This is a genomic window from Sphaerimonospora thailandensis (assembly GCF_016863115.1).
GTDB classification, from domain to species: domain Bacteria; phylum Actinomycetota; class Actinomycetes; order Streptosporangiales; family Streptosporangiaceae; genus Sphaerimonospora; species Sphaerimonospora cavernae.
Genome location: NZ_BOOG01000035.1, coordinates 35,344 through 61,188, shown reverse-complemented (window position 1 = coordinate 61,188; position 25,845 = coordinate 35,344). Strand labels below are relative to the sequence as shown.

The following is a 25,845-nucleotide window of genomic DNA, read 5'->3' as shown; positions in this document are numbered from 1 at the left end:
GGTCGAGTGCGGGTGGCCACCGGCCCACGGCCCGTTACCCGAAGGGGCTTCATATGGCTCTGAAATGGAAAGTACACGGCGATGGGCGAAACCTGGCGCCGGGTGAGGTAGTAAAGCCCGATGAGCGCCTGAGCTGGCCGCGCACGGTCGGCATCGGCGCCCAGCACGTCATCGCGATGTTCGGCGCCACATTCGTGTTCCCCCTGGTCATGGGACTCGACCCCAACATCGCCGTGATGATGTCGGGTGTCGCGACGATCATTTTCCTGCTCATCGTGCAGGGCAAGATCCCCAGCTACGTCGGCAGTTCGGCCGCGTTCGTCGGCGGCGTGGTCGCCATCCGCGCGGCCGGAGGCGACAGCGCCACGGTCACCGGTGCGATCCTCGTCGTCGGCGTGGTGGTCATCGCCATCGGTGTGGCGGTCCACTTCCTCGGCGCCCAGATCATCAACCGGATCTTCCCGCCGGTCGTGACCGGCGCGGTGGTCATGCTGATCGGCTTCGGCCTCGCCTTCGTGGTGGCCGAAACCTACTGGCCGCAAGACCCCTGGATCGCCCTGATCACCATGATCGCGACGTTCCTGATCATCGTGCTGTTCCGCGGGTTCCTGGGCCGGATCGGCATCCTGCTCGGGCTGGTCTTCGGTTACGTCCTGTCCTGGGTCGTGGACAAGGTCTTCGGGGACATCACCGCGTTCAACGCGGGCATCGGTGAGATCGACACGCACCCCCGGGTGAGCTTCCAGAGCGTGATCGACGCCGACTGGATCGGCCTGCCGAACTTCCACGCGCCGACCTTCCAGGTGTCGGCGGTCGTGCTCGTGCTGCCCGCGGTGATCGCCCTGATCGCGGAGAACGTCGGCCACGTCAAGGCCGTCGGCGAGATGACCGGCGCCGACGTCGACCCCCACATGGGCAAGGCCATCGCGGCCGACGGCGTCGGCACCGTGATCGCCAGCGCGGTCGGCGGCTCGCCGACCACCACCTACGCCGAGAACATCGGCGTCATGGCGGCGACCCGGGTCTACTCGACCGCCGCCTACTACGTCGCGGCGATCGTCGCGATCCTGTTCGGCCTGTGCCCGAAGTTCGGCGCGCTCGTCGCCGCCACGCCCGGCGGCGTGCTCGGCGGCATCACGGTCATCCTCTACGGCATGATCGGCATGCTCGGCGCGAAGATCTGGGTCGAGAACCGGGTGGACTTCGCCGACCCGATCAACATGGTGCCGGTCGGCGCGGGCATCATCCTCGCCATCGGCCCGGTCTCCCACCAGGTCACCGGCGACTTCTCGCTGGCCGGCATCGCGTTCGGCACCATCGTGGTACTTGGTGGATATCACCTGCTCCGCGCCATCGCGCGCAGACCGGCAAAGGAGGCCTCCGTTGGGGAGATCGGACGCGAACAGGACCCGGCGGTCGGCTGACAGGCAGGTTCCACGCCGGTGAAACCGTCTCCGTTCGACTATCACGCCCCGGCCGACCTGGATGAGGCGCTCGACGTCCTCGCCCGGGTCGGCCCGGACGGCGGCAAGGTCCTGGCGGGCGGCCAGAGCCTGATCCCGCTGCTCAACATGCGGTTGGCCGCGCCGGCGCACCTCGTCGACATCAACCGGCTGACCGAGCTGGCCACGGTCGAGGCCGGACCCGGCGGGGTCCGCGTGGGCGCACTGGCCCGGCACGCGACCGTCGAGCGGTCCACCCCGGCCGCGGCCGTCCAGCCGCTGCTGGGCCAGGCGCTGCGCCTGGTCGCCCACCCGGTGATCCGCAACCGGGGAACCGTGGTCGGCAGCCTCGTACACGCCGACCCCTCCGCCGAGCTGCCCGCGGTTCTCGCCCTGCTCGGAGGTTCCGTACGGCTCGCCCACCGGGGCGGCGAGCGCGAGGTGGCGGCGGCGGAGTTCTTCACCGGGCCGATGGAGTCGGCCGCGGCACCGGGAGAGCTGGCCGTCTCCGCGTTCTTCCCCGCGCGGCCGCCGCGGTCGGGCACCGCGTTCTGCGAGGTGGCCAGGCGGCACGGCGACTACGCGATGGCGGGGGTGGCGGCCGCGGTGACGCTGGACGAGGACTTCCGCATCGCGGCGGCCCGGGTCGCCTGCGTCAGCGTGGGCCCGATCCCGGTGGTCGTGGACGTCGCCGATGCATGTGGGGGACGTCCGGAGGCGTCCGCCGACTGGGCCGCGGCGGCGGCCGCCGTACGGGACCGGATCGAGCCGGAAGCGGACATCCACGCGACCGCCGACTACCGCCGGCATCTCACCGGCGTGCTCGCCGTACGGGCGCTGCGCGGCGCCGCCGTCGAAGCGGCCGGAGAAGAGGGGACATGAACCACCCGATCACGCTGACCGTGAACGGCGTCGTGCGGGAGGCGACGGTGCCCGCGCGGCGGCTGCTGTCGGACTGCCTGCGCCACGATCTGGGCCTGACCGGCACCCACGTCGGTTGCGAGCACGGAGTCTGCGGCGCCTGCACGGTGCTGCTCGACGGCGAGCCGGTCCGCTCGTGCCTGATGTTCGCGGCGACCGCGGACGGCCACGAGATCACCACGGTCGAGGGACTGGCGGCCGCCGACGGCACGTTGTCGCCGGCGCAGCGGGCCTTCGCCGAGTGCCACGGCCTGCAGTGCGGCTTCTGCACCCCCGGCTTCCTGTGCACGGTGACGGCCTTCCTGCGGGAGAACGCCGCACCGACCGACGAGGAGGTCGTCGAGGCGATCTCCGGAAACCTGTGCCGCTGCACCGGCTACCAGAACATCATCAAGGCGGTCCACCGCGCGGCCGAACTCCAGGCCGAGACCCGAGCCGACAAGGAGGAGGGGGCCCGGTGACGACGAAACTGTTCGGGGAGCCGGTCCAGCGGCGCGAGGACGCCAGGCTCATCACCGGCCGGGGCCGCTACCTCGACGACCTCGGCGCGGGTGCGCCGGCCGCCGCCTTCGTCAGATCGCCGCACGCGCACGCCCGGATCCTGGACATCGACGTCTCGGCGGCGCTCGACGTGGACGGGCTGGTCGCCATCTACACCTGGGAGGACCTGCCGGGCGCGCTGGCCGAGCCGCTGCCGCTGCTGATCCCGCATCCCGCGCTGACGCACGGCCGCACGGCCTGTCCGCTCGCCCGCGAGATCGTCCGGCATGTCGGGGAGCCCGTGGTCATGGTCGTCGCCCGCGACCGGTACCTGGCCGAGGACGCCTGCTCGCTGATCCGCGTCGACTACGAGATCCTCACGCCGGTGGTCGGGGTGGAGGAGGCGGCCCGGGCCGTACACCTCGTACACGGGGACGTGCCGGGCAACGTCGGGGCGCACCTGGTCCAGGAGGTGCCGTCGGCCGACGGGAGGTCGGCCCGCGAGGCCGTCGAGACCGCCCCGCACACGCTCGCGTTCCGGCTGGACGTCGAGCGCAGCGCCAGCATGCCGCTGGAAGGCAGGGGGGTGTACGCCCGCTGGGACGACGACGACCGGTCGCTGCGCGTCTACTCCTCCACGCAGTCGTCCACCAGCGTGCGGATGGCGATCGCGGCCAAGCTGGGACTGCCGCTGCCCAAGGTCGAGGTCATCGCGCCGGACGTGGGCGGCGGCTTCGGCGTGAAGATCGTCCATCCGTGGCCGGAGGAGGTCCTGATCCCGTGGGCGGCCCGGCTGCTCGGCGGCGAGGTCAAGTGGACCGAGGACCGCCGGGAGCACTTCGTCTCCTCCGCCCACGAGCGGGGCCAGGTGCAGTACGTCCGGGTCGGCTTCGACGACGACGGCCGCGTCCTCGGCCTCGACGTGAACATCCTGCACGACCACGGCGCCTACACGCCGTACGGAATCATCGTGCCGATCATCACCTCCACCCAGCTGCTCGGGCCGTACAAGATCGGCGCCTACCGGGTGGAGTTCTCCTCGATCTACACCAACACCGTGCAGGTCACGCCGTACCGGGGCGCGGGGCGCCCGCAGGGCGTGTTCTGCATGGAGCGGACGATGGACAAGATCGCCGCGCATCTCGGCCTGGACCGGACCGAGGTGCGCGCGGCGAACTTCATCCAGTCCGACGAGTTCCCCTACGACCAGGGCCTGATCTTCCAGGACGGCCGGCCGCTGATCTACGACAGCGGGAACTATCCCGAGGCGCTGCGCATGCTGAAGGAGCTGATCGGCTGGGACTCCTTCCCGGAGCTGAAGGCCGCGGCCGCCGCCGAGGGCCGCACGATCGGCATCGGGCTGGGCTGCTACGTCGAGGGCACCGGGGTCGGACCGTACGAGGGCGGCCACGTGCAGATCACCTCCGACGGCCGGGTCCACGTGTCGACCGGACTGACCTCGCAGGGGCAGGGTCATGAGACCGTGTTCGCCCAGATCGCCGCCACCGAACTCGGCGTGCCGATCGAGAAGGTGTCGGTGGTCACCGGCGACACCCGGCGGTTCGGGTACGCCGTGGGCACCTTCGCCTCGCGTGCCGCGGTCATGAGCGGCAACGCCATCGCGCTCGCCTGCCGGAAGGTGCGCGAGAAGGCGCTGCGGATCGCGGCCGACGCCCTGGAGGCCGACCCGCGCGACCTGGAGATCACCGACGGGGTCGTCCACGTGGCCGGCGCGCCGTCGGCGTCGATCCCGCTGGCGACCGTCGCCGTGCTGTCCAACCCGCTGCGGTACGCCTTCGACGAGGAGGCCCAGCGGGCCACGCAGTTCTCCGGGGCATCATCGATGGACCGGCCGCCCATCGAGGAGGGGCAGGAGCCGGGACTGGAGGGCAAGGACTACTACTCGCCGATCCGGTCGACCTTCGCCTGCGGCATGCACGCGGCCATTGTGCGGACCGACCCGCTGACCGCCGAGATCGAGATCCTGCGCTACGCCGTCGTCCACGACTGCGGCAGGCTGATCAACCCGATGATCGTCGAGGGGCAGATCCACGGTGGCGTGGCCCAGGGCGTCGGCGGCGCGCTCTACGAGAAGATGGCCTACGACGAGCACGGCCAGCTGCTCAACGCGTCGTTCATGGACTTCCTGATGCCCTACGCCACCGAGGTGCCCCGCATCGAGACCGCCCACCTGGAGACGCCGTCGCCGCTCAACCCGCTCGGCATCAAGGGCGCCGGCGAGGCCGGGGTGATCCCGGTCTCGGCGGTCATCGCCTCCGCGATCGAAGACGCCGAGGGCATCCCCATCGACCGGATGCCGATCTCCCCATCAGACCTCCACACCCTGCGCCTCACACGGTGAGGCGCCTGCGGAAGACCCAGTACGTCCAGGCCTGGTAGGCGAGCACGCCGGGCAGGGCGAGCAGGCCGATCCAGGTGAGGACGGTCAGTGTGTAGGGAGCCGAGGCGGCCTCGGCCACGGTCAGCCCGGGCAGGGGAGCCCGCCACAGCGCGCTGAAGAGCGTGGCCGTGGACAGCATGATGAACGCGGTCGTGGCGGTGAAGGCCGCGCCTTCACGTCGCCGGGCGATCAGCGCGACACCGACGGCGAGCGCGGCCGTCGCCGCGAGCGCGACGCCCCAGAGCCAGGTCGACGGCGCCGCGTCGGCGATGCCGGGCAGTGCCAGCACCGCCAGGGGGATCGCGCCGGCCGAGGCGAGCAGCGCGGCCCGCCGGGCCCGGACGCGGACCGGTCCGGTGGTCTTGAGCGACAGGAACACCGCGCCGTGCAGCACGGCGACCGACAGGGACAGCGCGCCCCCGATGACGGTCGCGGCCGCGGTGCCGCGGACGAGGTGGCCGAAGATCGCGCCCCACAGGAACGCGGTCAGCACGCTGCCGGTCACGATGCCGGCGTCGCACAGGGCGACCTCCCGCCGGGAGGCGACCTTGCCCCGCCACTCCAGGCCGATGCCGCGCGCGATGAGACCCACGACGACCAGGAAGAAGGGCAGGTAGTAGCCGCTCAGCAGTCCCGAGTACCAGGCCGGGAACGCGGCGAACATCGCACCGATCGCGGTGATCAGCCACACCTCGTTGCCGTCCCACACGGGCCCGATGGTGCCGAGCAGCTGCCTGCGCTCGGCATCGCCGCGTGTCAGCACCGGCAGCAGCGCGCCCACCCCGAAGTCGAACCCCTCCAGCACGAAGTAGCCCGTCCAGAGGAACGCGATCACTATGAACCAGAACGTGACCATGGTCTGCTCCTCAGTACATCAGCGTGGGAGTGAGCCGCGCCTCGCCCGGCTCGGTCTCGGCGGGGGCGGGCACGGGCCGTTCGGGGTGATCGCCGGGCCGGTCCTCCGGACCCGCCTTGATGTGGCGCACGAGCAGCGCCCCCTCGGCGACGGCGAGCACGCCGTACAGGACCGTGAAGACGGCGAGGGAGATCGCGACCTCGGTCAGGCTGACGCCGGGTGAGACGCTCGCCGCCGTCATGAGCTCGCCCTGCACGGTCCACGGCTGGCGGCCGATCTCGCTGAGCAGCCAGCCGGCGATGACCGCCAGCGTCGGCAGCGGGAGGGCCAGCACACACGCGCGGGCGAACCAGTCGGGGACCGCCTGTGCCGTACGGCGCCGCCCGCGGCCGTGCCCGTGTCCACGCCCGCGCCTGGTGAGCCACAGCCCGAGGGCGGACAGCCCGACCGTGGCCATGCCGAAGCCGATCATCACCCGGAACGACCAGTAGATCACCGGGAGGTTCGGCATGTAGTCGGCCGGGCCGAACTCCTGCTCGTACCGGGCCTGGACGTCGTCCACACCCTGCACGACGGCGGCCGGATCGTGCGCCGCGAGCAGGCTGAGCATGCCGGGCACCTCGACGCCGGGCACGACGCTGAACGACGCGCCGGCCGTGTCGTGCCGCAGCCCCTCGGCGGCGGCGAGCTTCATCGGCTGCTGCTCGTGCAGCAACCGCCCGGACAGGTCGCCGCTCGCCGCGACCACGACACCGGCGATCGCCGTCATGACCAGGGCGGTGCGCAGGGCCGCCCGCCACATGTGGGGCCGCTCGCCGCTGCCGCGTTCCCGCAGGAGCCGGTAGCCGCTGACCGCCAGGACGAAGCCCCCGGCGACGACGAACGCCGCGCCGACCACGTGGGGCACCTGGGCGAGCGCCGTGGAGTTGGTCAGCACGGCCCACAGGTCGGTCATCCTGGCCCGGCCGTCGACCACCTCGTAGCCGACCGGGTGCTTCATCCACGCGTTGGCGGCGAGGATGAAGTAGGCCGACAGGTTGGATCCGATGACCGCGGCCCACAGACAGGCGAGGTGCACCCGCTTGGGCAGCCGGTCCCACCCGAAGATCCACAGGCCGAGGAACGTCGACTCCAGGAAGAAGGCGAGCAGCGCCTCCATCGCCAGCGGCGCCCCGAAGACGTCACCCACGAAGGTGGAGTACTCACTCCAGTTCATCCCGAACTGGAACTCCTGCACCAGTCCGGTGACCACGCCCATCGCGAAGTTGATCAGGAAGAGCTTCCCGAAGAACCTGGTGAGGGTCAGGTAGTGGGCCTTGCCCGTCCGGTGCCAGGCGGTCTGCATGGCGGCGACGAACACGCCGAGACCGATCGTCAGAGGTACGAAAAGAAAGTGGTACACGGTGGTGACCCCGAACTGCCACCGTGCCAGGTCCAGCGCGTCCATGTCCCCTCTCGCGGAACTCTACAGCGAGTAGTCCTACGATCAGTAGTACTACGATTTGTAGAGCATTGCTTCCTCCCGTGGGTGCGATCTTCGTCACAACCGGGTGGCGCCCCCGCCCTTCCCCCGCCCGGCGTGCCGGGCACCGCGGCGAACGGTCCGGCGGGATGAAGGATCGGGGGAAGGGGGCGCCCCGCGCGTCCCCCGCGCGGCTGATTCCGCCGTACGCCTCGGGGCGGACGAGGTTCAGGAGACGGGCACTCCTGCCGCCTTCAGGTAGGCGCCCAGGTCGCCGATCTCGAACCCGCGACGCTTGATCTTCTTGACCAGCACTCGGAAGTCCCTGGCCAGGTTGGGCCGGAAGTGCAGCAGCAGAATGTCGCCCGGACGCAGTCGCTTGTCCGGCACCTGATAGGCGATCTTTCCTTCCGGCTGGACGGTCGCGGTCCACATCATGATCGCCTTGATGTCGCACGTGGCGGCCGCCCGGATGGTGTCCGCGTTGTAGTTGCCGAACGGTGGCCGCAGCAGCGCGGGACGGCGTCCGACCTCCCGGCGGATGAGGGTGCTCATCCCGCAGATCTCCGCCTTCTGCCGTTCGTAGCCGAGGGCCCGCAAATTGGGATGGGTGAGGGTGTGGCCTTCGATGGGCGCGCCGGCGTCCCGCAGTTCGCGGAAGTAGTCCCACCCGCCGGCGCCCACGTACCGGCCGCCTCCCGAGGCGGCGTCGGGCGAGCCGGTGGCCTCGACCGCGTCCCGCATGGCGAACACCGTGATCGGGATGCGCTGGTCGCGCACCTGGCGCAGAAACCCGGGATCCTGCTCCCACCCGTCGTCGATGGTCAGGAAGACGACCTTCCGCTTCGTGGGGATGCTGCTGATCACCGGCACCCCGTTGGCCGGCACGGGGATCCGCGCCACCTCGCCCGGCCGGGGGAGCCCGGTCCGCGGTGGCGGGGAGACGCGGGGCGTGGCGGGAGACCGGGTGCCCGATGGGCTGTGCGACTTCGACGAACCCGGTGACCCCGCACTCGTGACACCGCCGCCGCAGCCGGCGGCGAAGGTGAGTCCGATGATCAGGCCGGTCAGTCGTCGTTTGCCCTTCATAACCGGCCATCTTGTCCCAAATTTGGCTCAAGCGGATCATCCGGGCATCCTCGTCATCCCCGAAAGAGACCTGACGAGGCCAAAACCGCCGTGTAAGCAGATGTTGCCGTTCTCGCCGATGTCGGTGAGTGTCTAAGGTGCTCGGCATCGGAGGTGGCCATGAAGGTCGTGGGCAGTGCACTGCTCGGAGTGGAGCGCAAGCGGGTCTGGGACGCCCTCCAGGACCCCGGCGTCCTGGCACGGACGATCCCCGGCTGCGAGCGGCTGGAGGCGATGGGCGAGGACGTCTACAAGATGACGGTGACGGCGGGCGTCGCCTCGTTCAAGGGCGTCTACCAGGGGGAGGTGGCCCTCGCAGAACCGGAGGAGCCGGAGCGGTTCGTGCTGCGCGCCCGCGGCCAGGGCGCGCCGGGCACCGTCGAGGCCACGGTTCGGGTACGGCTCAGCGAAGCCGAGGGCGGCACCCGCGTCGACTACGAGGCGGAGGCCGTGGTCGGCGGCATGATCGGCGGCGTGGGCCAGCGCATGCTCGGTTCGGTGGCCAAGCGCACCGCCGGAGAGTTCTTCTCCGCCGTCGAGCGTCACCTCCTGTCCGGGCAGGCCGCCAAGTCCGCACCTGAGTCCGCCGCCGAATCCGAAACGGCGTCGGCCGCCGCAGGTGGGAGCCCGGAGGTCTTCACCCGGCCCGCCGCCCCCCGCACGGCGCGTACGGGCGGCCCGGCGTGGCCGGTGCTCACCGCGTTCGGCATGGGCGCCGGGATCGCGCTCGGCAGCGCCGTCATCGGCTGGCTGCTCGGCCGGCAGCGGCGCGGGTAGCGGATCCGGTGGCAGGGTGTGACGACGAGATGGCGATTATTCGGCAGAGTGCGCCGGTTCTGCGGATCGGTCCGGACAGGTAGACACTGAGCATGCCCAGCAGCGTCCGCATCGGGGTCGACACCGGAGGCACGTTCACCGACGTGGTCCTCGTCGACGAGGAGACCGGTCAGATCATCACGACCAAGACCCCATCGACTCCTGCCAATCCCGCCGACGGGTTCATGGCGGCCGTGCACAAGGTGCTGGAGGCCCATGACGGCACCGGCGGCGACGTGGACCTCGGTGCGCCCCGGGTGTTCAACACAGTCGCGATCGTGCACGGCACGACCGTCGCCACCAACCAGCTCCTGGAGGACCGCGGCACCGCCGATCTCGGGTTCGTCACCACCGAGGGCTTCGAGCTCATCCTGGAGATCGCCAGGCAGAGCGTGCCGGACGGGTACGGCAACTCCTACTTCTGGGTGAAACCACCGAGGATCGTCCCGGCGCACCGCGTGAAGGCCGTCGGCGGGCGCGTCGACCACCTCGGCCGGGAGGTCCGGCCGTTCGACGAGACGCAGGCCGTCGAGGTGGCCCGGTGGTTCAGGGACAACGGCGTGACCGCGATCGGGGTGTGCTTCCTGCATTCCTACGCGAACCCCGAGCACGAGCGGCGGATGCGCGAGGTCCTGACGCGGGAGCACCCCGACGCCGTCGTGTCGCTGTCGAGCGACGTCCTGCGGGAGTACCGGGAGTACGAGCGCTCGGTCACCACGCTGGTCGACGCCGCCGTGAAACCGATCATGCGGCGGTACATCGCCAACCTGTCGCAGCGGCTCGGCCGCGGGTTCTCGGTCATGAAGAGCAACGGCGGGATCCTGTCGGCGTCCGAGGTCGTGCACCAGCCGATCACCACGGTCCTGTCCGGCCCGGCGGCCGGCGCCCTCGGCGCGGCGCTGATCGCCGGCGTGGGCGGTCATTCCGGGGCCATCACGCTCGACGGCGGCGGCACCTCCACCGACGTCGCCGTGATCGTCGACGGCGAGCCGTCCCTGACCACCGAGGGCACGATCGGCCGCTACCCGTGCAAGATCCCCATGATCGACATTGTGACGGTCGGGGCCGGCGGCGGTTCGATCGCGTGGATCTCACCCGAGGGGACGCTCAAGGTCGGGCCGAGATCGGCCGGCGCGGACCCCGGCCCGATCTGCTACGGCAAGGGCGGCACCGAGGTCACCGTCACCGACGCCCACGTCTACCTCGGCCGGGTGCCCCCGCACCTGCTCGGCGGCGAGATCCCCCTCGATGTCGCGGCCGCGCGCGCCGGAATCGAGGCGCTGGCGGGAAAGCTCGGCCTGACCCCCGAGCGCTGCGCCACCGGCATCCTGGAGATCAGCGCGTTCAACCAGTCGAACGCCATCCGCCAGATAACCATCAAGCGCGGCCTCGACGTGCGGGACTTCCCGATGGTCGCCTTCGGCGGGTCCGGGCCGCTGCTGGCCTGCTCACTGATCGACATCCTGGGCCTGCGCGCCGCGATCGTCCCGCCCGACCCGGGCAACGTCTCGGCGTTCGGCCTGCTCACGGTCGACGTCAAGAACGACTATGTCCGTACGCACGTGTCGCGCGACCCCTCGCCCGAGGCCGTGGGGGAGATCTTCACCGAGCTGGAGGCCGAGGCCGCCGCCGCGCTCGACCGTGAGGGCTTCGCCGACCACGTGTACGCGCGCAGCGCCGATCTGCGGTACTTCGGCCAGGCGTACGAGGTCAGGGTGGCCGCCCCCGACGGCCCGGTGGACGAGGCGTGGGCCGCCGCGGTCACCGAGCGGTTCCATGCCGAGCACGAGCGGCTCTACGGGTACGGCTACCGCGACGACCCCCGGCACGCCGTCGAATGGGTCAACCTCCGGGTGTCCGGCATCGGCCCGATCACCCGTCCCGCGATAGCCCGGCTGCCGCGCCAGGAGGACGAACCCAGCCCGGTGTGCACCCGCGACGTGTACTACGAGCAGTGGGGCCGCACGGTCGTCTACCGCCGCACCGGCCTCGGCGCCGGCGCCGTGGTGCGCGGCCCCGCGGTCATCGAGGAGTACGGCTCGACCCTCCCGGTGCATCCCGGTTTCACGGCGACCATGGACGACTACGGAAACCTGCTGGTGGTGAGCGACCGTTGAGCATTGTCGATCCGATCCTCGTGGAGATCGTCGAGGGTACGCTCGCCTCCGTCGAGACGGAGGTGGAGACCGCGATCGCGCGGACCGCCAGGTCGCCGATGATCCGCGACGCGCACGACTTCCGGGCCGGCATCCATGACGTACGGCTGCGCAAGCTGACCGGCAGGTCGTACTCGGCGCTGGTGCAGCCGATCGTGCGGGACTTCCCGGTCGAGACGATGCGGCCGGGCGACGTCTTCTTCCACAACGACGTCTACCTGTCCGAGGGCGGCATCGGACACCTCCCCGACCTGTGCGTCACCGTGCCGGTGTTCCACGCCGGGCAGGTCGTGGCGTTCGTCCAGGCGTTCGGCCACCACGACGACATCGGCGGCGCCGTACCGGGATCGATGCCCTCGCACGCCCGCAGCGCCTTCGAGGAGGGCCTCATGGTCCCCCCGATCAAGCTCTGGGACCGCGGCGTGCCCAACCGCGCCGCACTGACGATCATGACGCGCAACTCCCGGATGCCCGACTCGCTCGCCGGCGACCTCGACGCGGAGTGCTCGGCCTGCCTGATGGGGGCGCGCCGCCTCGGCGAGCTGTTCGACCGGTACGGCCGGGCGGCCGTCGAGAGCTGCTTCGACGCGATCATCTCCAAGACCACCGAGACGTTCCGCCGGGAGCTGCTGGCGAAGATCCCCGAGGGGGTGCACGTCTGGGAGGACTACGCCGAGCACGACGGGGTGGACGAGCCGCGGCTGCACACCCAGCGGATCACGCTGACCGTCGACCACTCCGCGCAAGCGCCGCTGACCATCGACTTCACCGGCACCTCGCCGCAGGCCAAGGGGCCGATCAACCACGCGGGCGACTACGCCGACGGGGTCTTCCTGAAGAAATGGCTCGCCCCGATCCTGCGCAACCTCGCCGACACGCCCGAGCGGATGGCCGAGCTGGACGTCAACGAGGGCGTCGTGCCGCTGATCACGATGGTCTTCCCGGAGAAGGGCACACTGCTCACGCCGATCTTCCCGGCGCCGACCAACGCCCGCACGTTCGTCATCCTCAGGCTGCTGGGCGTGCTGGCCGGGGTGCTGGCCAAGGCGACCGGCGGCCGGATGCCGGCCGACCAGGAGACCATCCGCTACACCGGCGTGTACGGAACCTCCGACGACGGTCCGTACCTGATGCGCGAGGTGCTCGGCGGCGGCTCCGGCGGCCGGTGGTACGCCGATGGTGAGGACACGATCCACGTCGTGCCGGACTCGCGGAACATCCCGGTCGAGTTCGCCGAGGCCCGCTGGCCGATGCGGGTCGAGCGGCTGGGGCTGGCCGTCGACAGCGGCGGGCCGGGGGAGTTCCGCGGCGGCCTCGGCTACGACAAGCACATCCACATGCTGCGGGACGCGTCGTACATGTCGATCGCGGACCGGTCGATCCTGTCCTGCTGGGGCGTGAACGGCGGCCACGCCGGGCGGCCCTTCGTCGTCACCGTCAACGGGGTGGAGATGGAGGGCCTGGTCGACGACTTCCCGGTGCGGGCCGGAGAGATCGTCAGGATCCGCACCACCGGGGGCGGCGGCTGGGGCTCGCCGTACGACCGCCCGGCCGAACGGGTCGCGGCCGACGTCCGCGACGGCAAGGTGTCGGTGCAGGGCGCCCGCGACGACTACGGCGTCGTGCTGTCAGGCCCGCGGGACGACCTGCGGATCGACGCCGAGGCGACCGAGCGGCTACGGGCGGAACTGCGCGCGGCCGCGCCCGAGGACACCCCGTTCTTCGACCGCGGCCCCGGATATGCCCGCCTCTCCGGCGGCCCCCCCTACCCGGATGTCGACACGATCTGAGGCCGCCTCGATCAGAGGAACCGCGATGCGTCACCGGTGCCGACGGTCGGTTTCGTCGTGATCCCGTTGAGCGAATAGTGATGAAGATGCTACGTACGGTGACGATATCTGCCATGCTTGGGGTTCCAGCCGGTCGGCGAGAAGGGGGCGGAGATGGCCGCGCGGCACTACTGTGCCAGGACCCAGGACGGTTACCACGTCGACGATCCCTCGCATGTGGCGCTCGTCGTGTTGATCAACGAGCTGAACCATGTGGACAACACGTTCATGACGGTCCAACCCGACCAGGCCGACGCCGAGTGGCGTGCACGGGTGTCTCTACGGGAAGACGAGACCTACGAGATCCTCTTTCGGGACGAGTCCGGGGAGGACTGCGAGACCATCACGCCGACCGTCCCCGATGTGGTCGCCGACGCATTGTCTCGGTGGCTGACGGGCCGCGTCATCGATGTGATCCCCTGATCGATCGGCACGAGAGGCCGCGTGGGTGATTGACCTTGGCGACGGTGGGTAACCGTATCCGGATAAGCCGGTAAACAGTCCGGCGTACGGGGGGTGACGACAGATGCCGTCGATCATGGAGCGGATCAGGAACTACCTGAACAGCCAGTCGGGCCGCCAGACCCGTGACAAGGCCAGGACGATGACCCGCGACCCGCACACGCGGCAGCGGCTGCGCCATTTCGTGGACCAGTGGCGGGAACAGCGGCACAGGCGCTGAGCCTGAGACCTGAGGGAAGGGGTGCGGGCGTCCACATCCGACCAAAAACGCTGGGGGCTCCTTGGCACGTCGCGGGGCTGTCGAGACCGCGGGCGACCTGCCAGGCTGTGACATGGAGGCCGGAACAGGCTCTCCGTGGCACGACACTCTGGAGGCTGAACGTGCAGGGACCCCTCAGCGGCATCGTCGTTCTGGATCTTTCCCGGGCGCTGGCCGGGCCGCACGGGGCGCAGATGCTCGGGGACCTGGGCGCCCATGTGATCAAGGTGGAGCATCCGTCGGGGGACGAGTCGCGGGGGTGGGGGCCGCCGTTCGTCGGCCCCGATCAGGAAATTTCCACCTATTTCCTTGCGGCCAACCGTAACAAGCGGTCCATCACGGTCGACATGAAGTCCGATGAGGGCCGTGAGCTGATCGAGCGGCTGGTCCGGCAGAGCGATGTGCTGATCGAGAACTTCCGTACGGGGGTGCTGGACCGCCTGGGTCTGTCGTTCGGGCGGCTGCACGAGCTGAACCCGCGCCTGGTGATTTTGTCGATCACGGGTTTCGGTCATGACGGTCCGGAGGGCGGCCGGCCGGGGTACGACCAGATCGCCCAGGGGGAGGCGGGCCTGATGTCGCTGACCGGGCCGTCGCGGGACGAGCCGTACCGGGTGGGCGCCTCGATCGCCGACCTGCTGGCCGGCATTCACGGCGCCTACGGCGTGGTCGCCGCGTTGTACGAGCGCGAGCGGACGGGACGGGGCAGGGTCGTGCGGACGTCGCTGCTCGCCTCCGTGGTCGGGGTGCACTCCTATCACGGCACGGCCTGGACGGTCGGCGGCAGGGTGCCCGGGGCGGGTGGCAACCATCACGCGTCGATCGCCCCGTACGGAGCCTTCCGCTGCGCCGACGGGATGATCCAGATCGCGGTGGCCAACGAGGGTCAGTGGCGCAAGGTGGCCACGCTGTTGGACATCGACCCTGAAATCACGAAATATACGACGAATCGGGATCGGTTCGCGTATCGGGACGAGTTGATCGCGGACATGGAGAAGGCGCTGGCGGTGCACGGCCGGGCGCACTGGCTGGCCGCACTCGGCGAGCTGGGCGTGCCGGCGGGCGCGATCCGGTCGATCGACGAGGTGTACGCCTGGGACCAGGTGCGTTCCCAGGGCCTGCTGGTGACCGTCGACCATCCGGTCCTCGGCCCGATCGAGCTTCCCGGCCCGCCGCTGCGCTTCGAGACCCCGGACGGCTTCGAGACCCCGGACGGCTTCGAGACCCCGGACGGCTTCGAGACCCCGGAAGGGTCCAATGGCGAGGACCCGCATCGTCACACGCCGCCTCCCGCCCTGGGTCAGGACAACGACGCCGTGCTCGACTGGCTGCGCGAGCGGGAGCAGACGGAGGAAGGTCGCAGGGAGTGAATCGGCCAGAGAGGATGAACCGTACGGAAAGGGGGAATCGGCCGGATGCCCGCACCCTGATCTCCCGGGTCCTCGACGCCGGTTCGTGGCAGTCGTGGGACGAGCCGCCCGTGGACCGGGCCGCCCCCGGCTCGCCGTACGCGAAGGAACTGGCGGCGGCCCGGGACAGGACCGGTTACGACGAATCGGTGATCACCGGGGAGGGGACGCTGGACGGCCGCCGGGTCGCGATCGTGGCCTGCGAGTTCTCCTTCCTGGCCGGCTCGATCGGGGTGGTGGCGGCCGAACGGCTGGTCAGGGCCGTCGAGCGGGCCACCGCCGAACGGCTGCCGCTGCTGGCCGCGCCGGCCAGCGGCGGCACCCGCATGCAGGAGGGCGCGCTGGCCTTCGCCCAGATGGTGAAGATCACCGCCGCGGTGGCCGCCCACCGCGCCGCCGGCCTGCCGTACGTCGTGTATCTGCGCCACCCGACCACCGGCGGGGTGTTCGCCTCGTGGGGCTCGCTCGGCCACGTCACGGCGGCCGAACCCGGCGCGCTGATCGGCTTCCTCGGGCCTCGGGTGTTCGAGGCGCTGTACGGGTACCCGTTCCCCGAGGGCGTGCAGGTCGCGGAGAACCTGTTCGCCAACGGCCTCGTGGACGCGGTGGTGTCGGCGGAGGACGCCCGCGAGGTGGCCATCCGGGCGCTCGCCGTGCTGTGCGCGCCCACAAGCGAGCTGGATCGGGGCCCGGAGCCGGAGGAGGCGGACGCCGACGTGCCGGCCTGGGAGGCGATCACCCGGTCGCGCCGCGACGACCGGCCCGGGGTGCGGGCCCTGCTCAAGCTCGCCGCCCACGACGTCACCCCGCTGCACGGCACCGGGACCGGCGAGGAGGACCCCGGCCTGCTGCTCGCGCTCGCCCGGTTCGGTACGGCTCCGGCCGTCGTGCTCGGCCAGGACTGGGGGCGCCAGCGCGTGGCGGGCCCGCTCGGCCCGGCCGGGCTGCGGGTCGCCCGGCGCGGCATGCGCCTGGCCGCCGAGTTGGGCCTCCCGCTGGTGACGGTCATCGACACGCCGGGTGCGGCGCTGTCGAAGGCGGCCGAGGAGGGGGGCCTGGCCGCCGAGATCGCCCGCTCGCTGGCCGACCTGGTCATGCTCGAAGCGCCCACGGTCTGCCTCCTGCTCGGGGAGGGCGCGGGCGGCGCCGCCCTGGCCCTGCTGCCCGCCGACCGGGTCGTCTGCGCGCAGCACGGCTGGCTGTCCCCGCTCCCGCCCGAGGGCGCCTCGGCGATCATGCATCGGACCACGGACTTCGCCCCGCGGATCGCCGCGGCCCAGGGCGTGCGGGCGGCCGACCTCAGGCGAGACGGCATCGTCGACCGGATCGTTCCGGAATGCCCGGACGCGGCCGTCGAGCCGGAGGAGTTCTGCCGCCGGGTGGCCAGGACGCTCGAATACGAGATCATCGGTCTGCTCGGGCAGCCGGCGCGGGAACGCGTCGCCGCCCGGTTCGCCCGCTACCGATCGCTGGGCTCGTCACCCAGTTCCTGATCGCCGCTCGCCGGCGTCGTCGGCACGGGTACGCGTTCGACGCGGATCGCCTGGACCTCCTCGCGCGGCACCACGACCTCGTAGGCCCCGTGGTCGATGAGCCAGTAGCCGAGGTTCTCGGCCCGGGTGCCGCTGTGCCCGAGGTAGGCGATGTGCAGGCCGCCCTCCTCGCCCTCACCGTCGCCGTCGTCCTCGTCGAGCACCAGGCACGGCTCGCCGCCGAACGCGCCGACCGTGCGCAGCAGGGTCAGCGACTCCAGATCGGCCCGCTGCACCCGCAGCCGCCAGTAACTCCCGGCGCGGGTGAAGCCGTCCTCCGCCGATTCGCTGAACAGCACCACGTCGTCGCCGCCGGGCCCGATCGCCGCGGCGAAGGTCCGGTTCCGGTAGCCGGCGATGAAGCCCAGCCCCGCGGGTTCGACCCGCTCGGTCCCGGTCATGCGGCCGGCCGCCAGGTGAGCCCGTCGTAGTCGGCGAACCGGCGCTCGCCGGAGCCGGTCAGGTGCACGATCTCGGCTTCCGCCGGGATCGGCATCGGCATCGTGTGGAACTGCGGCACCACGTGCTCGCGCGAGGTGGTGAATCCGTTGCCCGTGAACGGCGGTGCATCGCTCCAATCCCCGCCCATCTGCTCGCCGTACGGCACGACGTAGGTGTCGATGTCCCGCGCGCACCACCGCATGACGTACAGCTCGGGCACTTCCGGGGTCAGCTCCGAACCGTCGAAGCCCAGGTCGAGCGCCTCGACGAGGGCGGCCGGGCTGGTGAGGCGCGCGCAGTCCTGCTCGCGGTAGACGTACCCCGAGATGATCGTCCGCCGGCCCGACAGATACGGCACGAGCAGCCTCGGCGGGATCACCTTCAGCATCCGGTTCCGGCCTTCTGGCTCACTCATGGGGATCAGTTTACGATTTGTTGAGCTTCCGGTGGTCCAGACACGGAAGGGTCGCCCGCGTGCTCGCTGTGACCGCGGGGTCGATCTCCCCGACCTGTACGGCGTGGCCGGGGCCGAGGTCGTGCCGTACGACCCCCATCGGGTCGACCAGCATGCTGCGGCCCACGCCGAACCCGTCCTTGGCCGAGGGGGTGGGCGCCTGGCCGACCGCGATCGTCCACGTGGTGTTCTCGATGGCCCTGGCCCTGATCAGGGTGACCCAGTGCTCCTCCTTCATCGGCCCGCCGCCCCAGGCGGCGATGACCGCGAACGCGTCGGCGCCCCGGTCGACCAGCGCGCGCGCCAGCTCGGGGAAGCGCACGTCGTAGCAGGTGATCAGGCCGATCCGCAGCCCGGCCAGCTCGACCACGGCCGGGACGTCCCCGGGCGCGACCAGCTCGGACTCGCGGGCGCCGAACGAGTCGAACAGGTGGATCTTCCGGTAGGCCGCGGCGAGCCGGCCGCCGGCGTCGAGGGCGACGGCCGTGTTGAACACCCTGCCGTCCCCCGACGGCTCGAAAACGCCCGCGATGACCGCGATGCCGTGTTCGCGTGCCGCGTCGGCGAGCCCCGACACGAACGGACCGTCCAGCGGCTCGGCGGTCTCGGTCACGCCGCCGCCGAACCGCGTCAGCGTCGCCTCGGGGAACACGGCCAGCTCCGCGCCCTGCTCGGCGGCGCGGGCGAGGGCGTCACGGGCGGTCTCGAGGTTCGTCTTCGGCTCGCGGACGACCGGGATCTGGCAGAGCGCTACACGGGTCATGCCTCACAGTGTGCCGGTTATGTCGCCGCCGCCGATACTCTGGCCCACGTGAGCGACGAGCCTCTGGTACGGCGGATGCGCGAGTTCGGCACGACCGTCTTCGCGACGATGACCAAGCTGGCCGTGGAGACCGGTTCGATCAACCTCGGCCAGGGTTTCCCGGACACCGACGGACCCGCGCGGATGCTGGAACGCGCAGTGGAGGCCGTCCGCGACGGATTCAACCAGTACCCGCCCGGCCCCGGCGTCCCCGAGCTGCGCCGGGCGGTCGCCGAGCACCGCGAGAAGTGGTACGGCCTGGCCTACGACCCCGACGGAGAGGTGCTGGTCACGGTCGGGGCCACCGAGGCGATCGCCGCCGCCGTGCTCGCCCTGTGCGAGCCGGGGGACGAGGTCATCGTCTTCGAGCCCTACTACGACTCCTACGCCGCCGCGGTCGCGCTGGCGGGCGCCGTACGCCGGCCCGTGACGCTGCGCGTGGACGCCGGGCGGTTCACGTTCGACCCGGCGGAGCTGGCGGCGGCGGTCGGTCCGCGTACCCGGGCGGTCCTGGTCAACTCACCGCACAACCCGACGGGAACGGTGTTCAACCGGCAGGAACTGGAGGCCATCGCCGAGGTCTGCCGGGAACGCGACCTGGTCGCGATCAGCGACGAGGTCTACGAGCACCTGACCTTCGACGGTGTCGAGCACGTTCCGCTCGCCACGCTGCCCGGCATGCGCGAGCGGACCGTCATGATTTCGTCGGCGGGCAAGTCGTTCAGCGTGACGGGCTGGAAGACCGGCTGGATCTGCGCTCCGGCGCCGCTGGTCGCCGCCGTGCAGGCGGTCAAGCAGTTCCTCACCTTCACCGCCGCCGCCCCCTGGCAGCTCGCGGTGGCGTACGGCCTGCGCGAGGAGATGGACTGGGTCAACGGGCTGCGGGCCGATCTGCAGGCCAAGCGGGACCGGCTGATCACCGGTCTGGAGTCGGCCGGCTTCGGGGTGCTCCGCCCGGCCGGCACCTATTTCGTGCAGACCGACATCCGGCCGCTCGGTTTCGACGACGGACTGGAGCTGGCGCGGCGGCTGCCCGAGCTCGCCGGGGTCGTCGCCATCCCCACCCAGGCCTTCTACGACAACGTCTCCCGCGGCCGGCACTTCCTGAGGTTCGCGTTCTGCAAGAAGGACGAGGTCATCGGCGAGGCCGTCACCCGCCTGCGCCGCCTCGGCGGTTGATCTACCTTGTAAAGGAACTCTCGTGCGGCAACGCCGCGCAGTCGGCGCCCTCGGTGACGACCTCCCCGACGATGCGGACCGGCAGGCGCTCGGCCTGGATCGCCAGACGGATGGCGGCCGCGAGCTCGCCGTACTCCCCGTCCCTGGGAGAGGTGGCACGGTAGGTCAGGCCGATCCGGCGGCCGGGCGGCCGCTCGAAGCGGCGCAGCGCCAGCCCGAGGGGTTTACCGATCTCCGCGTGGGCCGCCAGCTCGGGGATGAGCGTCACGCCGAGACCGCCGGAGACGAGCTGGATCAGTGTCGGCAGGCTGGTGGCGTACGTCGTCATCGTGGTCCGCACGCCCACCTCGCGGCACACGTCGATGGCCTGCTCGCGCAGGCAGTGACCCTGGTTGAGCAGCACGATGTCCAGCCCCTGCAGCGCGTCCCGGCTCAGCGGCGCGTCGTCCCGCGCAAGCGGGTGATCGCAGGGCAGGGCGAGCAGGAAGTCCTCGTCGTAGAGGGGTTCCTCGGCCAGGCCGGTCACGTCCGTGGGCAGCGCGAGCACCGCCATGTCCAGCCGGCCTTCGCGCACCTCCGCCAGGAGCGTCTCGGTCTTGGCCTCCTGGACGATCAGCTTCAGGCGGGGGAAACGCCTGGCGAACATCGGCAGCAGCAGCGGCAGCAGGTAGGGTGCCACGGTCGGGATGACGCCCAGGTGGGTCGGCCCGCTGAACGGCTCCCGCGTCCGGGCGACATCGGCGACCAGGTCGTCGAGATCGGCGAGGACCCGGGCCGCGTGCACGCTCACCCGCCTGCCGGCGGGCGTGAGCAGCACCTTCCTGGTGGTCCGCTCCAGCAGCCGGGTCTGCAGGGTCTCCTCCAGAGCGGCGACCGCGCTGGACAGGGCGGGCTGGCTCATGCGGAGGGCCGAAGCGGCCTCCCTGAAGTGCAGATGCTCGGCCACGGCCAGGAACGCCCGCAGCTGGGCTATGGTCGGGAGCGGTTCACTGATAGGGATCACCTCTCAGATTGGTCCAACTGCTCGATTTCTCATATCAATGGTAGTTCCGGCAATCTGAAGGGGACAAATCCGGCGTCTGGGATGAAAATGTCCCAGAGGAGGGGGGATTCATATGCTTACCGTGGGTGACCGGTTCCCCGAGTACGAGCTCACCGCCTGTGTCTCGCTCGACTCTGATAAGGCGTTCGAGACGATCAACCACAAGACCTACGACGGCAAGTGGCGCGTCGTCTTCTTCTGGCCGAAGGACTTCACCTTCGTCTGTCCGACCGAGATCGCCGAGTTCGGGCGGCTGAACGAGGAGTTCGCCGACCGCGACGCCCAGGTGCTCGGCGTCTCCGTCGACTCCGAATATGTTCACCACGCCTGGCGCAAGAACCACCCCGACCTGCGCGAGCTGCCGTTCCCGATGCTGTCCGACATCAAGCGCGAGCTGACGTCGGAGCTGGGCGTCCTCGGCGAGGACGGCGTCGCCCAGCGCGCCACCTTCATCGTCGACCCGAACAACGAGATCCAGTTCACCATGGTCACGGCCGGTTCGGTGGGCCGGAACGTGAAGGAGGTCCTGCGGGTCCTCGACGCCCTCCAGTCCGACGAGCTCTGCCCGTGCAACTGGAACAAGGGTGAGGAGACGCTCGACGCCCAGAAGCTGCTGGCGGGCGCCTGATGTCCATCGACAACCTCAAGGGCGCCCTGCCCGGGTACGCCAAGGACATCAAGCTCAACCTGGGATCGCTCGTCACCACCTCGTCGCTGAGCGAGCAGCAGCTGTGGGGGACGCTGCTCGCCACGGCGGTCGCGACGAAGTCCCAGCCGGTGATCGCCGAGGTGTCGAACGAGGCGGCCGACCACCTGTCGGCCGAGGCGCACACTGCGGCCAAGGCCGCGGCGAGCATCATGGCGATGAACAACGTCTACTACCGCTCGGCCCACCTGATCGGTGGCGAGTACGCCACGATGCCGGCCAGGCTGCGGATGACCGTCATCGGCAACCCGGGCGTGGACAAGCTCGACTTCGAGCTGTGGAGCCTCGCCGTCAGCGCGATCGGCGGCTGCGGCCAGTGCCTGGAGTCCCACGAGAAGGTCGTCCGCTCCGCGGGCCTGTCCCGTGAGCAGGTCCAGGAGGCCATCAAGATCGCGGCGGTCGTCAACGCCGTCGCCACGACCCTCGAGGCCGAGACCGCCCTGGCCACGGTCTGATCCAGGTTCACGAGACACACCAACGGGGGCGCCCCAACCGGGCGCCTCCGTTTCTTTGAAGGGCGACTGTGCGGCCGTGGTCTGAGCGTTCTCCCACCAGTCAAACCTCCGCCAACGCCGTGTGTGGACCCATATGCTCTCCGTGACTTGTCCTGCACGAGCATGGAGGTGGTGTGAGGATGATGACCATTCACCTGACTCACGAGCTGACCAGGGCTCTCTATCGCCGGGCCGAGATAGAAGGCCGCAGCGTGCCGGAGATCGTCGTTACCGCGATCGGCGAGTACCTTGCCCGTGCAGACGGCGACGAGGAGGTCCATCAGCTGGCAGTGGAAGCCTCCCACCGCTGGCAGTCCCTTCTCAACCGCCTCGCTCAATGACGTCCCACGTGACGCAGACAGTACCTGGGTTCGATCGCCTGACCGTGGAACCGGGCAAGATGGGCGGCCAGCCCTGTATCCGGGGGTACCGGTTCACAGCTGAGCACCTGGTGGAACTGCACGTCAACGGCTGGGACGACGAGCGCATCATCGAAGAGTTCCCTTTCATCGAGCCCGAAGACATCCGCCAGGCACTCGGCTATGCCCTCTCCCTGATCCAGCGTGAGATCTACTCCCGCAGGCGGAGAGCGTGTGAAGGTCCTGCTCGATCAGAATCTCCAACGGCCTCTGATGTCGCGGTCTCCCCTCAACCGCTTCGTTTGATGAGCCCGTACCTCGGGGTCGGCAGGTTCACGATCTGGCCGCCGAGGACGTACAACAGTTTCGCGATCTCTATCTCGTACTGCTTGGCCGGTCATGGTTGGTCTGCGGTAGATGCGACTTCCATTGGGTGTGTGGACACCCTCCGAGTGTCCACGCGCCAGTGGAGCCGGCGGGGGTGGATATTACGTCCCGGACGCTGTTCACCGAGGTCGCGCCATGGAGCTCAATCGTGCAGCGCGCGGGGCGGTGCAATCGCGGCGGTGAGTACGGCGTGGCGTTCCTGCTGTGGAGCCGCCCGCCGAAGGGGCGTGATCCCGCGGCGCCGTACGACGCGGACGACATGGAGGCAGCAGCGGCTGCGCTCGACGAGCTGGCGGGGCAGTCAGTGACGTCTACTCGGCTCCAGAGGTATCCGGTGAAGCAGACGCCCGAGTTGCATGCCGTGGCCCGCCTGCCGTTAGGGGCTGTCCGGTAGACGGGCCGTTGGGTGGGATGCGGCCGCACGGGGTCGTCAGGCGGGCGAGGTCGGGGGGATCTCCATGACGCCGAGGGCGGCCATCCCGATGAGGTGGGTTCCGATGGCCCGTGCTTCGGCCACCGTCAGCTCGGCGATGAAGCGGTCGTCGATCTGCACGTGGACGCGCGGGTCTTTGTCTCCGGGGCCGAGGAACAGGTCGAGCCACAGTTGCTGTGGAGGCCCGGGGAGGGGGAGGGCGTTCAGGTCGACGGCCCGGATCCAGGCGTTGTGGATGCGCTCGCCGGGGTGCTCGTCGATGTGGGCTTCCATACACCAGGGCGGGCACGACTGGTTGGAGAGAGGCCGCTTTGCACGGTTGCCCGGGGCGGGGCCGTCCACGAGTTCGCCGCCGCCGCTTGTGCCGTGAGCGTCGGCGTCGTTTCCGGCCTGGCTCCTGACGTCGTTCGCGGTCACTGGGTCACCGCCAGCTCGGCCAGGCTCTCCTGCTCGGCGATGGCGCGGCACAGTTCGCGGAGGTCGTCGCCGTCGACCGTACGGTAGGCGCCCGCCTGCTCGGCCGCCGGGGGGAACGGCTGCTCGCGGCTGGCCCACAGGCGTCCGACGTCGCTCCGCATGATCCGCCACCCGGCGAACGCCGTAGCGGGCTCGGTGGCTTTATCGTTTGACACGGGTCAGGAAACCTCACTTCCTGATCAAGGGGCCCGTACGGCGTGGGCAGCGCCTGCGGGTCCCGCTGTTTCCGGGGTTTGTTGCCGTCCTTATTTCCAGGACGCTGGGCGTTTTCAGGTTCATACTGACGGTGGATCAAAGACCGCTGAAGCGGTTTCACCTGGCCGGAATGCGCAAGCCAACAACGCCAATTGGAGCAGCACAGCATGTCGCGTAAACCCAACCCGGTGGACCCGAGCGCATCGCCGTTGCACCTGTTCGGGTTCGCGCTGCGCCGGAGTCGTGGTGAGATTCCCCTGGTCGAGGTGGGTCGAGAAACTCATACCGATTGGTCGAGGATTGCCCGGTGGGAACGCGGGGAATGTCTGCCTCATGCCGATTCGGTGCAGCGCTTGGACGGCTTCCTCCGGGCGGACGGATTCCTCATCGCGCTTCATCGGGCAGTGGCCGAATTGGCGCGGCTCCAGGCCGTGGCCAAGACCGAAACCTCAAATCGTGACGAGAGTGACATGATGGAGCGTCGTCGCCTGCTCCAGATGGCCGTCGCCGGCATCGGCTTCGGGGCGATCAGTCCTGGGGACGAGCCGGTGCGCCGCCTTTTCGACCTGGCCATGAACGGCGAGCCCCGTAGCAACGAGGACTGGAACCTCGCCTGTGCCGATCACCTGTACGCGCTGCGGACTCGCCCTCCCGCGCAGGTCGCGGCCGATCTCCTCATCGACCTGATGGCCCTACGGCGGCAGATCGAGACGGCCACGCCCGCCGACGTGACCGAGCTGCAGCGGGTCACGGCCGCGCTCGCGACCGTCCACGCCAACGCGCTGACCCGGCTCGGCGAGCACGGAGCCGCCCTGCGCTGGTGGCGTACGGCCCGCCAGTCCGCCGACGCCTCCGGTGATCTCGAACTCATGCTGTGCGTCCTGGCAACGGAGACCGGCCACGGGTTGTACGGCCAGCGCGCACCGGAGGCCGTTCTCCAACTCACTCAGAACGCGCAGCAGATCGCCGGATCTCGGCCGTCCCTGGGGCTGGCGCTGGCCACGTGTTCTCAGGCCAAGGCATTCGCCCTGCTCAGCAGGCACGAGGAGGCTCGGCGAGCACTCGACGTCACCCGTGACCTGCTGGCGGCCGATCCTCCGGGGGCCAGCATCATGCCGGGCTACTGGCGCGCGGGCCAATTGGCCTACGGGGAGTGCATGATTTACGCGGGCACGGGCGACGAGTCCGCCCACTTGCAGGCCCGCGAAGTCGCGCTGGCATCGACCCGTGATAACCAGTACCTGGCAATGATCCAGTTGCACACGGCCCTGTGCGTGATCCTCAACGGGGGCGTAGACGAGGGCGTGCGCCTTGCCGCGACGGTGATGGGTGACATTCGTCCCGAGGCCAGCAGCGCCATGACGACCGAGACGGCCCGATGGGTGCTCCGTGCCGTACCGCGCGAACAGCGAGAACGCCCCGCCGTCGGCGAGTTCCGCGAGCTTCTCGCCCTCCGGCTCACCGCCAGTACATGACGCGCGCCGAGAAAGATCGTGATGATGTCGCGGTCACGGGTACTGGCCGCAAGTCGGTGGTAACCGTCTCTCTGGACGATGATCGATCGCGGCGGGAGGCGGCCTGCCTGTTGCGCAGCCCGGCGAATGCTCGTCGTCTCATGATGGCGATCGAGCGGCTGGAGAACGGCGGCGGCACGCTACATGAGTTCGTTGAATGATGATCACCTCGACGAGAAACGCCCGGGATGACTACCTCTGGTGACAGC

27 protein-coding genes and 1 pseudogene are annotated in these 25,845 nt (G+C 70.2%); 19 read left to right on the top strand and 9 right to left on the bottom strand.

Going from position 1 to position 25,845, the window contains the following annotated elements; translation table 11 throughout:
• Window positions 1–53 precede the first annotated feature (53 nt).
• From Mth01_RS18675 to cutA, 4 genes are read left to right on the top strand one after another with little or no spacing between them, the layout of a single operon-like run.
• Window positions 54–1,424, top strand: a complete 1,371-nt coding sequence (locus tag Mth01_RS18675) for a uracil-xanthine permease family protein (protein WP_204017167.1) — start codon at window positions 54–56, stop codon at window positions 1,422–1,424.
• A gap of 18 nt (window positions 1,425–1,442) precedes the next feature.
• Window positions 1,443–2,324, top strand: a complete 882-nt coding sequence (locus Mth01_RS18670; protein ID WP_204017166.1) for an FAD binding domain-containing protein — start codon at window positions 1,443–1,445, stop codon at window positions 2,322–2,324.
• Window positions 2,321–2,824 carry a (2Fe-2S)-binding protein gene (locus tag Mth01_RS18665; RefSeq protein WP_204017165.1) on the top strand — a complete coding sequence of 168 codons (504 nt, stop codon included), beginning with the start codon at window positions 2,321–2,323 and terminating at the stop codon, window positions 2,822–2,824. Before Mth01_RS18670 ends, Mth01_RS18665 begins: the two co-directional genes overlap by 4 nt.
• Window positions 2,821–5,205, top strand: coding sequence for an aerobic carbon-monoxide dehydrogenase large subunit (cutA, locus tag Mth01_RS18660; protein WP_204017164.1), 2,385 nt, complete (start codon window positions 2,821–2,823; stop codon window positions 5,203–5,205). Before Mth01_RS18665 ends, cutA begins: the two co-directional genes overlap by 4 nt.
• Here the strand turns inward: cutA and cydB are convergent.
• The 3 genes from cydB to Mth01_RS18645 form a co-directional block, all read right to left on the bottom strand.
• On the bottom strand, window positions 5,195–6,100 hold the full coding sequence (gene cydB / locus Mth01_RS18655; RefSeq protein ID WP_204017163.1) for a cytochrome d ubiquinol oxidase subunit II: 906 nt from the start codon (window positions 6,098–6,100) through the stop codon (window positions 5,195–5,197). The two genes, cutA and cydB, sit on opposite strands and share 11 nt — an antisense overlap.
• Before the next feature lie 10 nt (window positions 6,101–6,110).
• Window positions 6,111–7,547 (bottom strand): cytochrome ubiquinol oxidase subunit I, encoded by a 1,437-nt coding sequence (locus Mth01_RS18650; RefSeq protein ID WP_204017162.1) that lies wholly within the window; start codon window positions 7,545–7,547, stop codon window positions 6,111–6,113.
• Between the two features lie 243 nt (window positions 7,548–7,790).
• Entirely contained in the window at window positions 7,791–8,651 is an 861-nt protein-coding gene (locus Mth01_RS18645; protein ID WP_204017161.1) for a polysaccharide deacetylase family protein, read from the bottom strand.
• A 159-nt stretch (window positions 8,652–8,810) separates the two neighbouring features.
• Between Mth01_RS18645 and Mth01_RS18640 the strand changes: the two genes are divergently transcribed.
• From Mth01_RS18640 to Mth01_RS18610, 7 genes are all read left to right on the top strand, one after another.
• Window positions 8,811–9,467: an SRPBCC family protein gene (locus tag Mth01_RS18640; protein WP_204017191.1), complete on the top strand. Its 657-nt coding sequence runs from the start codon at window positions 8,811–8,813 to the stop codon at window positions 9,465–9,467.
• A 92-nt stretch (window positions 9,468–9,559) separates the two neighbouring features.
• Window positions 9,560–11,623: a hydantoinase/oxoprolinase family protein gene (locus tag Mth01_RS18635; RefSeq protein ID WP_204017160.1), complete on the top strand. Its 2,064-nt coding sequence runs from the start codon at window positions 9,560–9,562 to the stop codon at window positions 11,621–11,623.
• Window positions 11,620–13,452 (top strand): hydantoinase B/oxoprolinase family protein, encoded by a 1,833-nt coding sequence (locus Mth01_RS18630; protein WP_239089797.1) that lies wholly within the window; start codon window positions 11,620–11,622, stop codon window positions 13,450–13,452. Before Mth01_RS18635 ends, Mth01_RS18630 begins: the two co-directional genes overlap by 4 nt.
• 117 nt (window positions 13,453–13,569) lie before the next feature.
• A complete protein-coding gene (locus Mth01_RS18625) occupies window positions 13,570–13,914 on the top strand; it encodes a hypothetical protein (protein WP_204017159.1) in 345 nt (114 codons plus the stop codon).
• Window positions 13,915–14,017: 103 nt separating this feature from the next.
• Window positions 14,018–14,173, top strand: coding sequence for a hypothetical protein (locus tag Mth01_RS18620; protein ID WP_204017158.1), 156 nt, complete (start codon window positions 14,018–14,020; stop codon window positions 14,171–14,173).
• Between the two features lie 161 nt (window positions 14,174–14,334).
• A complete protein-coding gene (locus Mth01_RS18615; protein WP_239089796.1) occupies window positions 14,335–15,582 on the top strand; it encodes a CaiB/BaiF CoA transferase family protein in 1,248 nt (415 codons plus the stop codon).
• Between the two features lie 14 nt (window positions 15,583–15,596).
• Window positions 15,597–17,114, top strand: coding sequence for a carboxyl transferase domain-containing protein (locus Mth01_RS18610; protein WP_204017157.1), 1,518 nt, complete (start codon window positions 15,597–15,599; stop codon window positions 17,112–17,114).
• On the opposite strand, the gene Mth01_RS18605 is transcribed toward Mth01_RS18610, so the two are convergent.
• The 3 genes from Mth01_RS18605 to Mth01_RS18595 are packed head-to-tail and all read right to left on the bottom strand — an operon-like array spanning window position 17,081 to window position 18,811.
• Entirely contained in the window at window positions 17,081–17,554 is a 474-nt protein-coding gene (locus Mth01_RS18605) for a hypothetical protein (protein WP_204017156.1), read from the bottom strand. The genes Mth01_RS18610 and Mth01_RS18605 overlap by 34 nt on opposite strands.
• The gene (locus tag Mth01_RS18600; protein WP_239089795.1) at window positions 17,551–18,009 is read right to left on the bottom strand and encodes a hypothetical protein; all 459 of its coding nucleotides are present in this window, start codon (window positions 18,007–18,009) and stop codon (window positions 17,551–17,553) included. Before Mth01_RS18600 ends, Mth01_RS18605 begins: the two co-directional genes overlap by 4 nt.
• Window positions 18,010–18,019: 10 nt before the next feature.
• The gene (locus Mth01_RS18595) at window positions 18,020–18,811 is read right to left on the bottom strand and encodes a carbon-nitrogen hydrolase family protein (protein WP_204017155.1); all 792 of its coding nucleotides are present in this window, start codon (window positions 18,809–18,811) and stop codon (window positions 18,020–18,022) included.
• 48 nt (window positions 18,812–18,859) lie between these two features.
• On the opposite strand from Mth01_RS18595, the gene Mth01_RS18590 reads away from it, so the two are divergent.
• A complete protein-coding gene (locus Mth01_RS18590) occupies window positions 18,860–20,029 on the top strand; it encodes a pyridoxal phosphate-dependent aminotransferase (protein WP_275408979.1) in 1,170 nt (389 codons plus the stop codon).
• A gap of 1 nt (window position 20,030) precedes the next feature.
• Here the strand turns inward: Mth01_RS18590 and Mth01_RS18585 are convergent, their stop codons facing one another.
• Window positions 20,031–21,032 carry a LysR substrate-binding domain-containing protein gene (locus Mth01_RS18585; RefSeq protein WP_204017154.1) on the bottom strand — a complete coding sequence of 334 codons (1,002 nt, stop codon included), beginning with the start codon at window positions 21,030–21,032 and terminating at the stop codon, window positions 20,031–20,033.
• 112 nt (window positions 21,033–21,144) lie between these two features.
• Here Mth01_RS18585 and Mth01_RS18580 point away from each other — a divergent pair, with 112 nt between their 5' ends.
• The 5 genes and pseudogenes from Mth01_RS18580 (at window position 21,145) to Mth01_RS29810 (ending at window position 23,411) form a co-directional block, all read left to right on the top strand.
• Complete coding sequence (locus tag Mth01_RS18580; RefSeq protein ID WP_204017153.1) at window positions 21,145–21,699, top strand: peroxiredoxin; 555 nt, start codon at window positions 21,145–21,147, stop codon at window positions 21,697–21,699.
• Window positions 21,699–22,232, top strand: coding sequence for a carboxymuconolactone decarboxylase family protein (locus Mth01_RS18575; RefSeq protein ID WP_204017152.1), 534 nt, complete (start codon window positions 21,699–21,701; stop codon window positions 22,230–22,232). The genes Mth01_RS18580 and Mth01_RS18575 overlap by 1 nt, the downstream gene beginning before the upstream one ends.
• 179 nt (window positions 22,233–22,411) lie before the next feature.
• Window positions 22,412–22,612 carry a hypothetical protein gene (locus Mth01_RS18570; protein ID WP_204017151.1) on the top strand — a complete coding sequence of 67 codons (201 nt, stop codon included), beginning with the start codon at window positions 22,412–22,414 and terminating at the stop codon, window positions 22,610–22,612.
• Window positions 22,609–22,806, top strand: a pseudogene (locus Mth01_RS30420) (DUF433 domain-containing protein); the annotation flags it as partial. The gene Mth01_RS18570 and the pseudogene Mth01_RS30420, both read left to right, overlap by 4 nt.
• 257 nt (window positions 22,807–23,063) lie before the next feature.
• Complete coding sequence (locus tag Mth01_RS29810) at window positions 23,064–23,411, top strand: hypothetical protein (RefSeq protein WP_407695957.1); 348 nt, start codon at window positions 23,064–23,066, stop codon at window positions 23,409–23,411.
• A gap of 36 nt (window positions 23,412–23,447) precedes the next feature.
• Here Mth01_RS29810 and Mth01_RS18560 read toward each other — a convergent pair whose 3' ends face one another.
• On the bottom strand, window positions 23,448–23,867 hold the full coding sequence (locus tag Mth01_RS18560) for a DUF6907 domain-containing protein (protein ID WP_204017149.1): 420 nt from the start codon (window positions 23,865–23,867) through the stop codon (window positions 23,448–23,450).
• On the bottom strand, window positions 23,864–24,082 hold the full coding sequence (locus Mth01_RS18555) for a hypothetical protein (protein ID WP_204017194.1): 219 nt from the start codon (window positions 24,080–24,082) through the stop codon (window positions 23,864–23,866). Before Mth01_RS18555 ends, Mth01_RS18560 begins: the two co-directional genes overlap by 4 nt.
• 510 nt (window positions 24,083–24,592) lie before the next feature.
• Here Mth01_RS18555 and Mth01_RS18550 point away from each other — a divergent pair.
• Together Mth01_RS18550 and Mth01_RS18545 are read left to right on the top strand one after the other, a co-directional pair.
• Window positions 24,593–25,597, top strand: a complete 1,005-nt coding sequence (locus tag Mth01_RS18550) for a hypothetical protein (RefSeq protein ID WP_204017148.1) — start codon at window positions 24,593–24,595, stop codon at window positions 25,595–25,597.
• Window positions 25,594–25,797 carry a type II toxin-antitoxin system Phd/YefM family antitoxin gene (locus Mth01_RS18545; RefSeq protein WP_204017147.1) on the top strand — a complete coding sequence of 68 codons (204 nt, stop codon included), beginning with the start codon at window positions 25,594–25,596 and terminating at the stop codon, window positions 25,795–25,797. The genes Mth01_RS18550 and Mth01_RS18545 overlap by 4 nt, the downstream gene beginning before the upstream one ends.
• Window positions 25,798–25,845 lie beyond the last annotated feature (48 nt).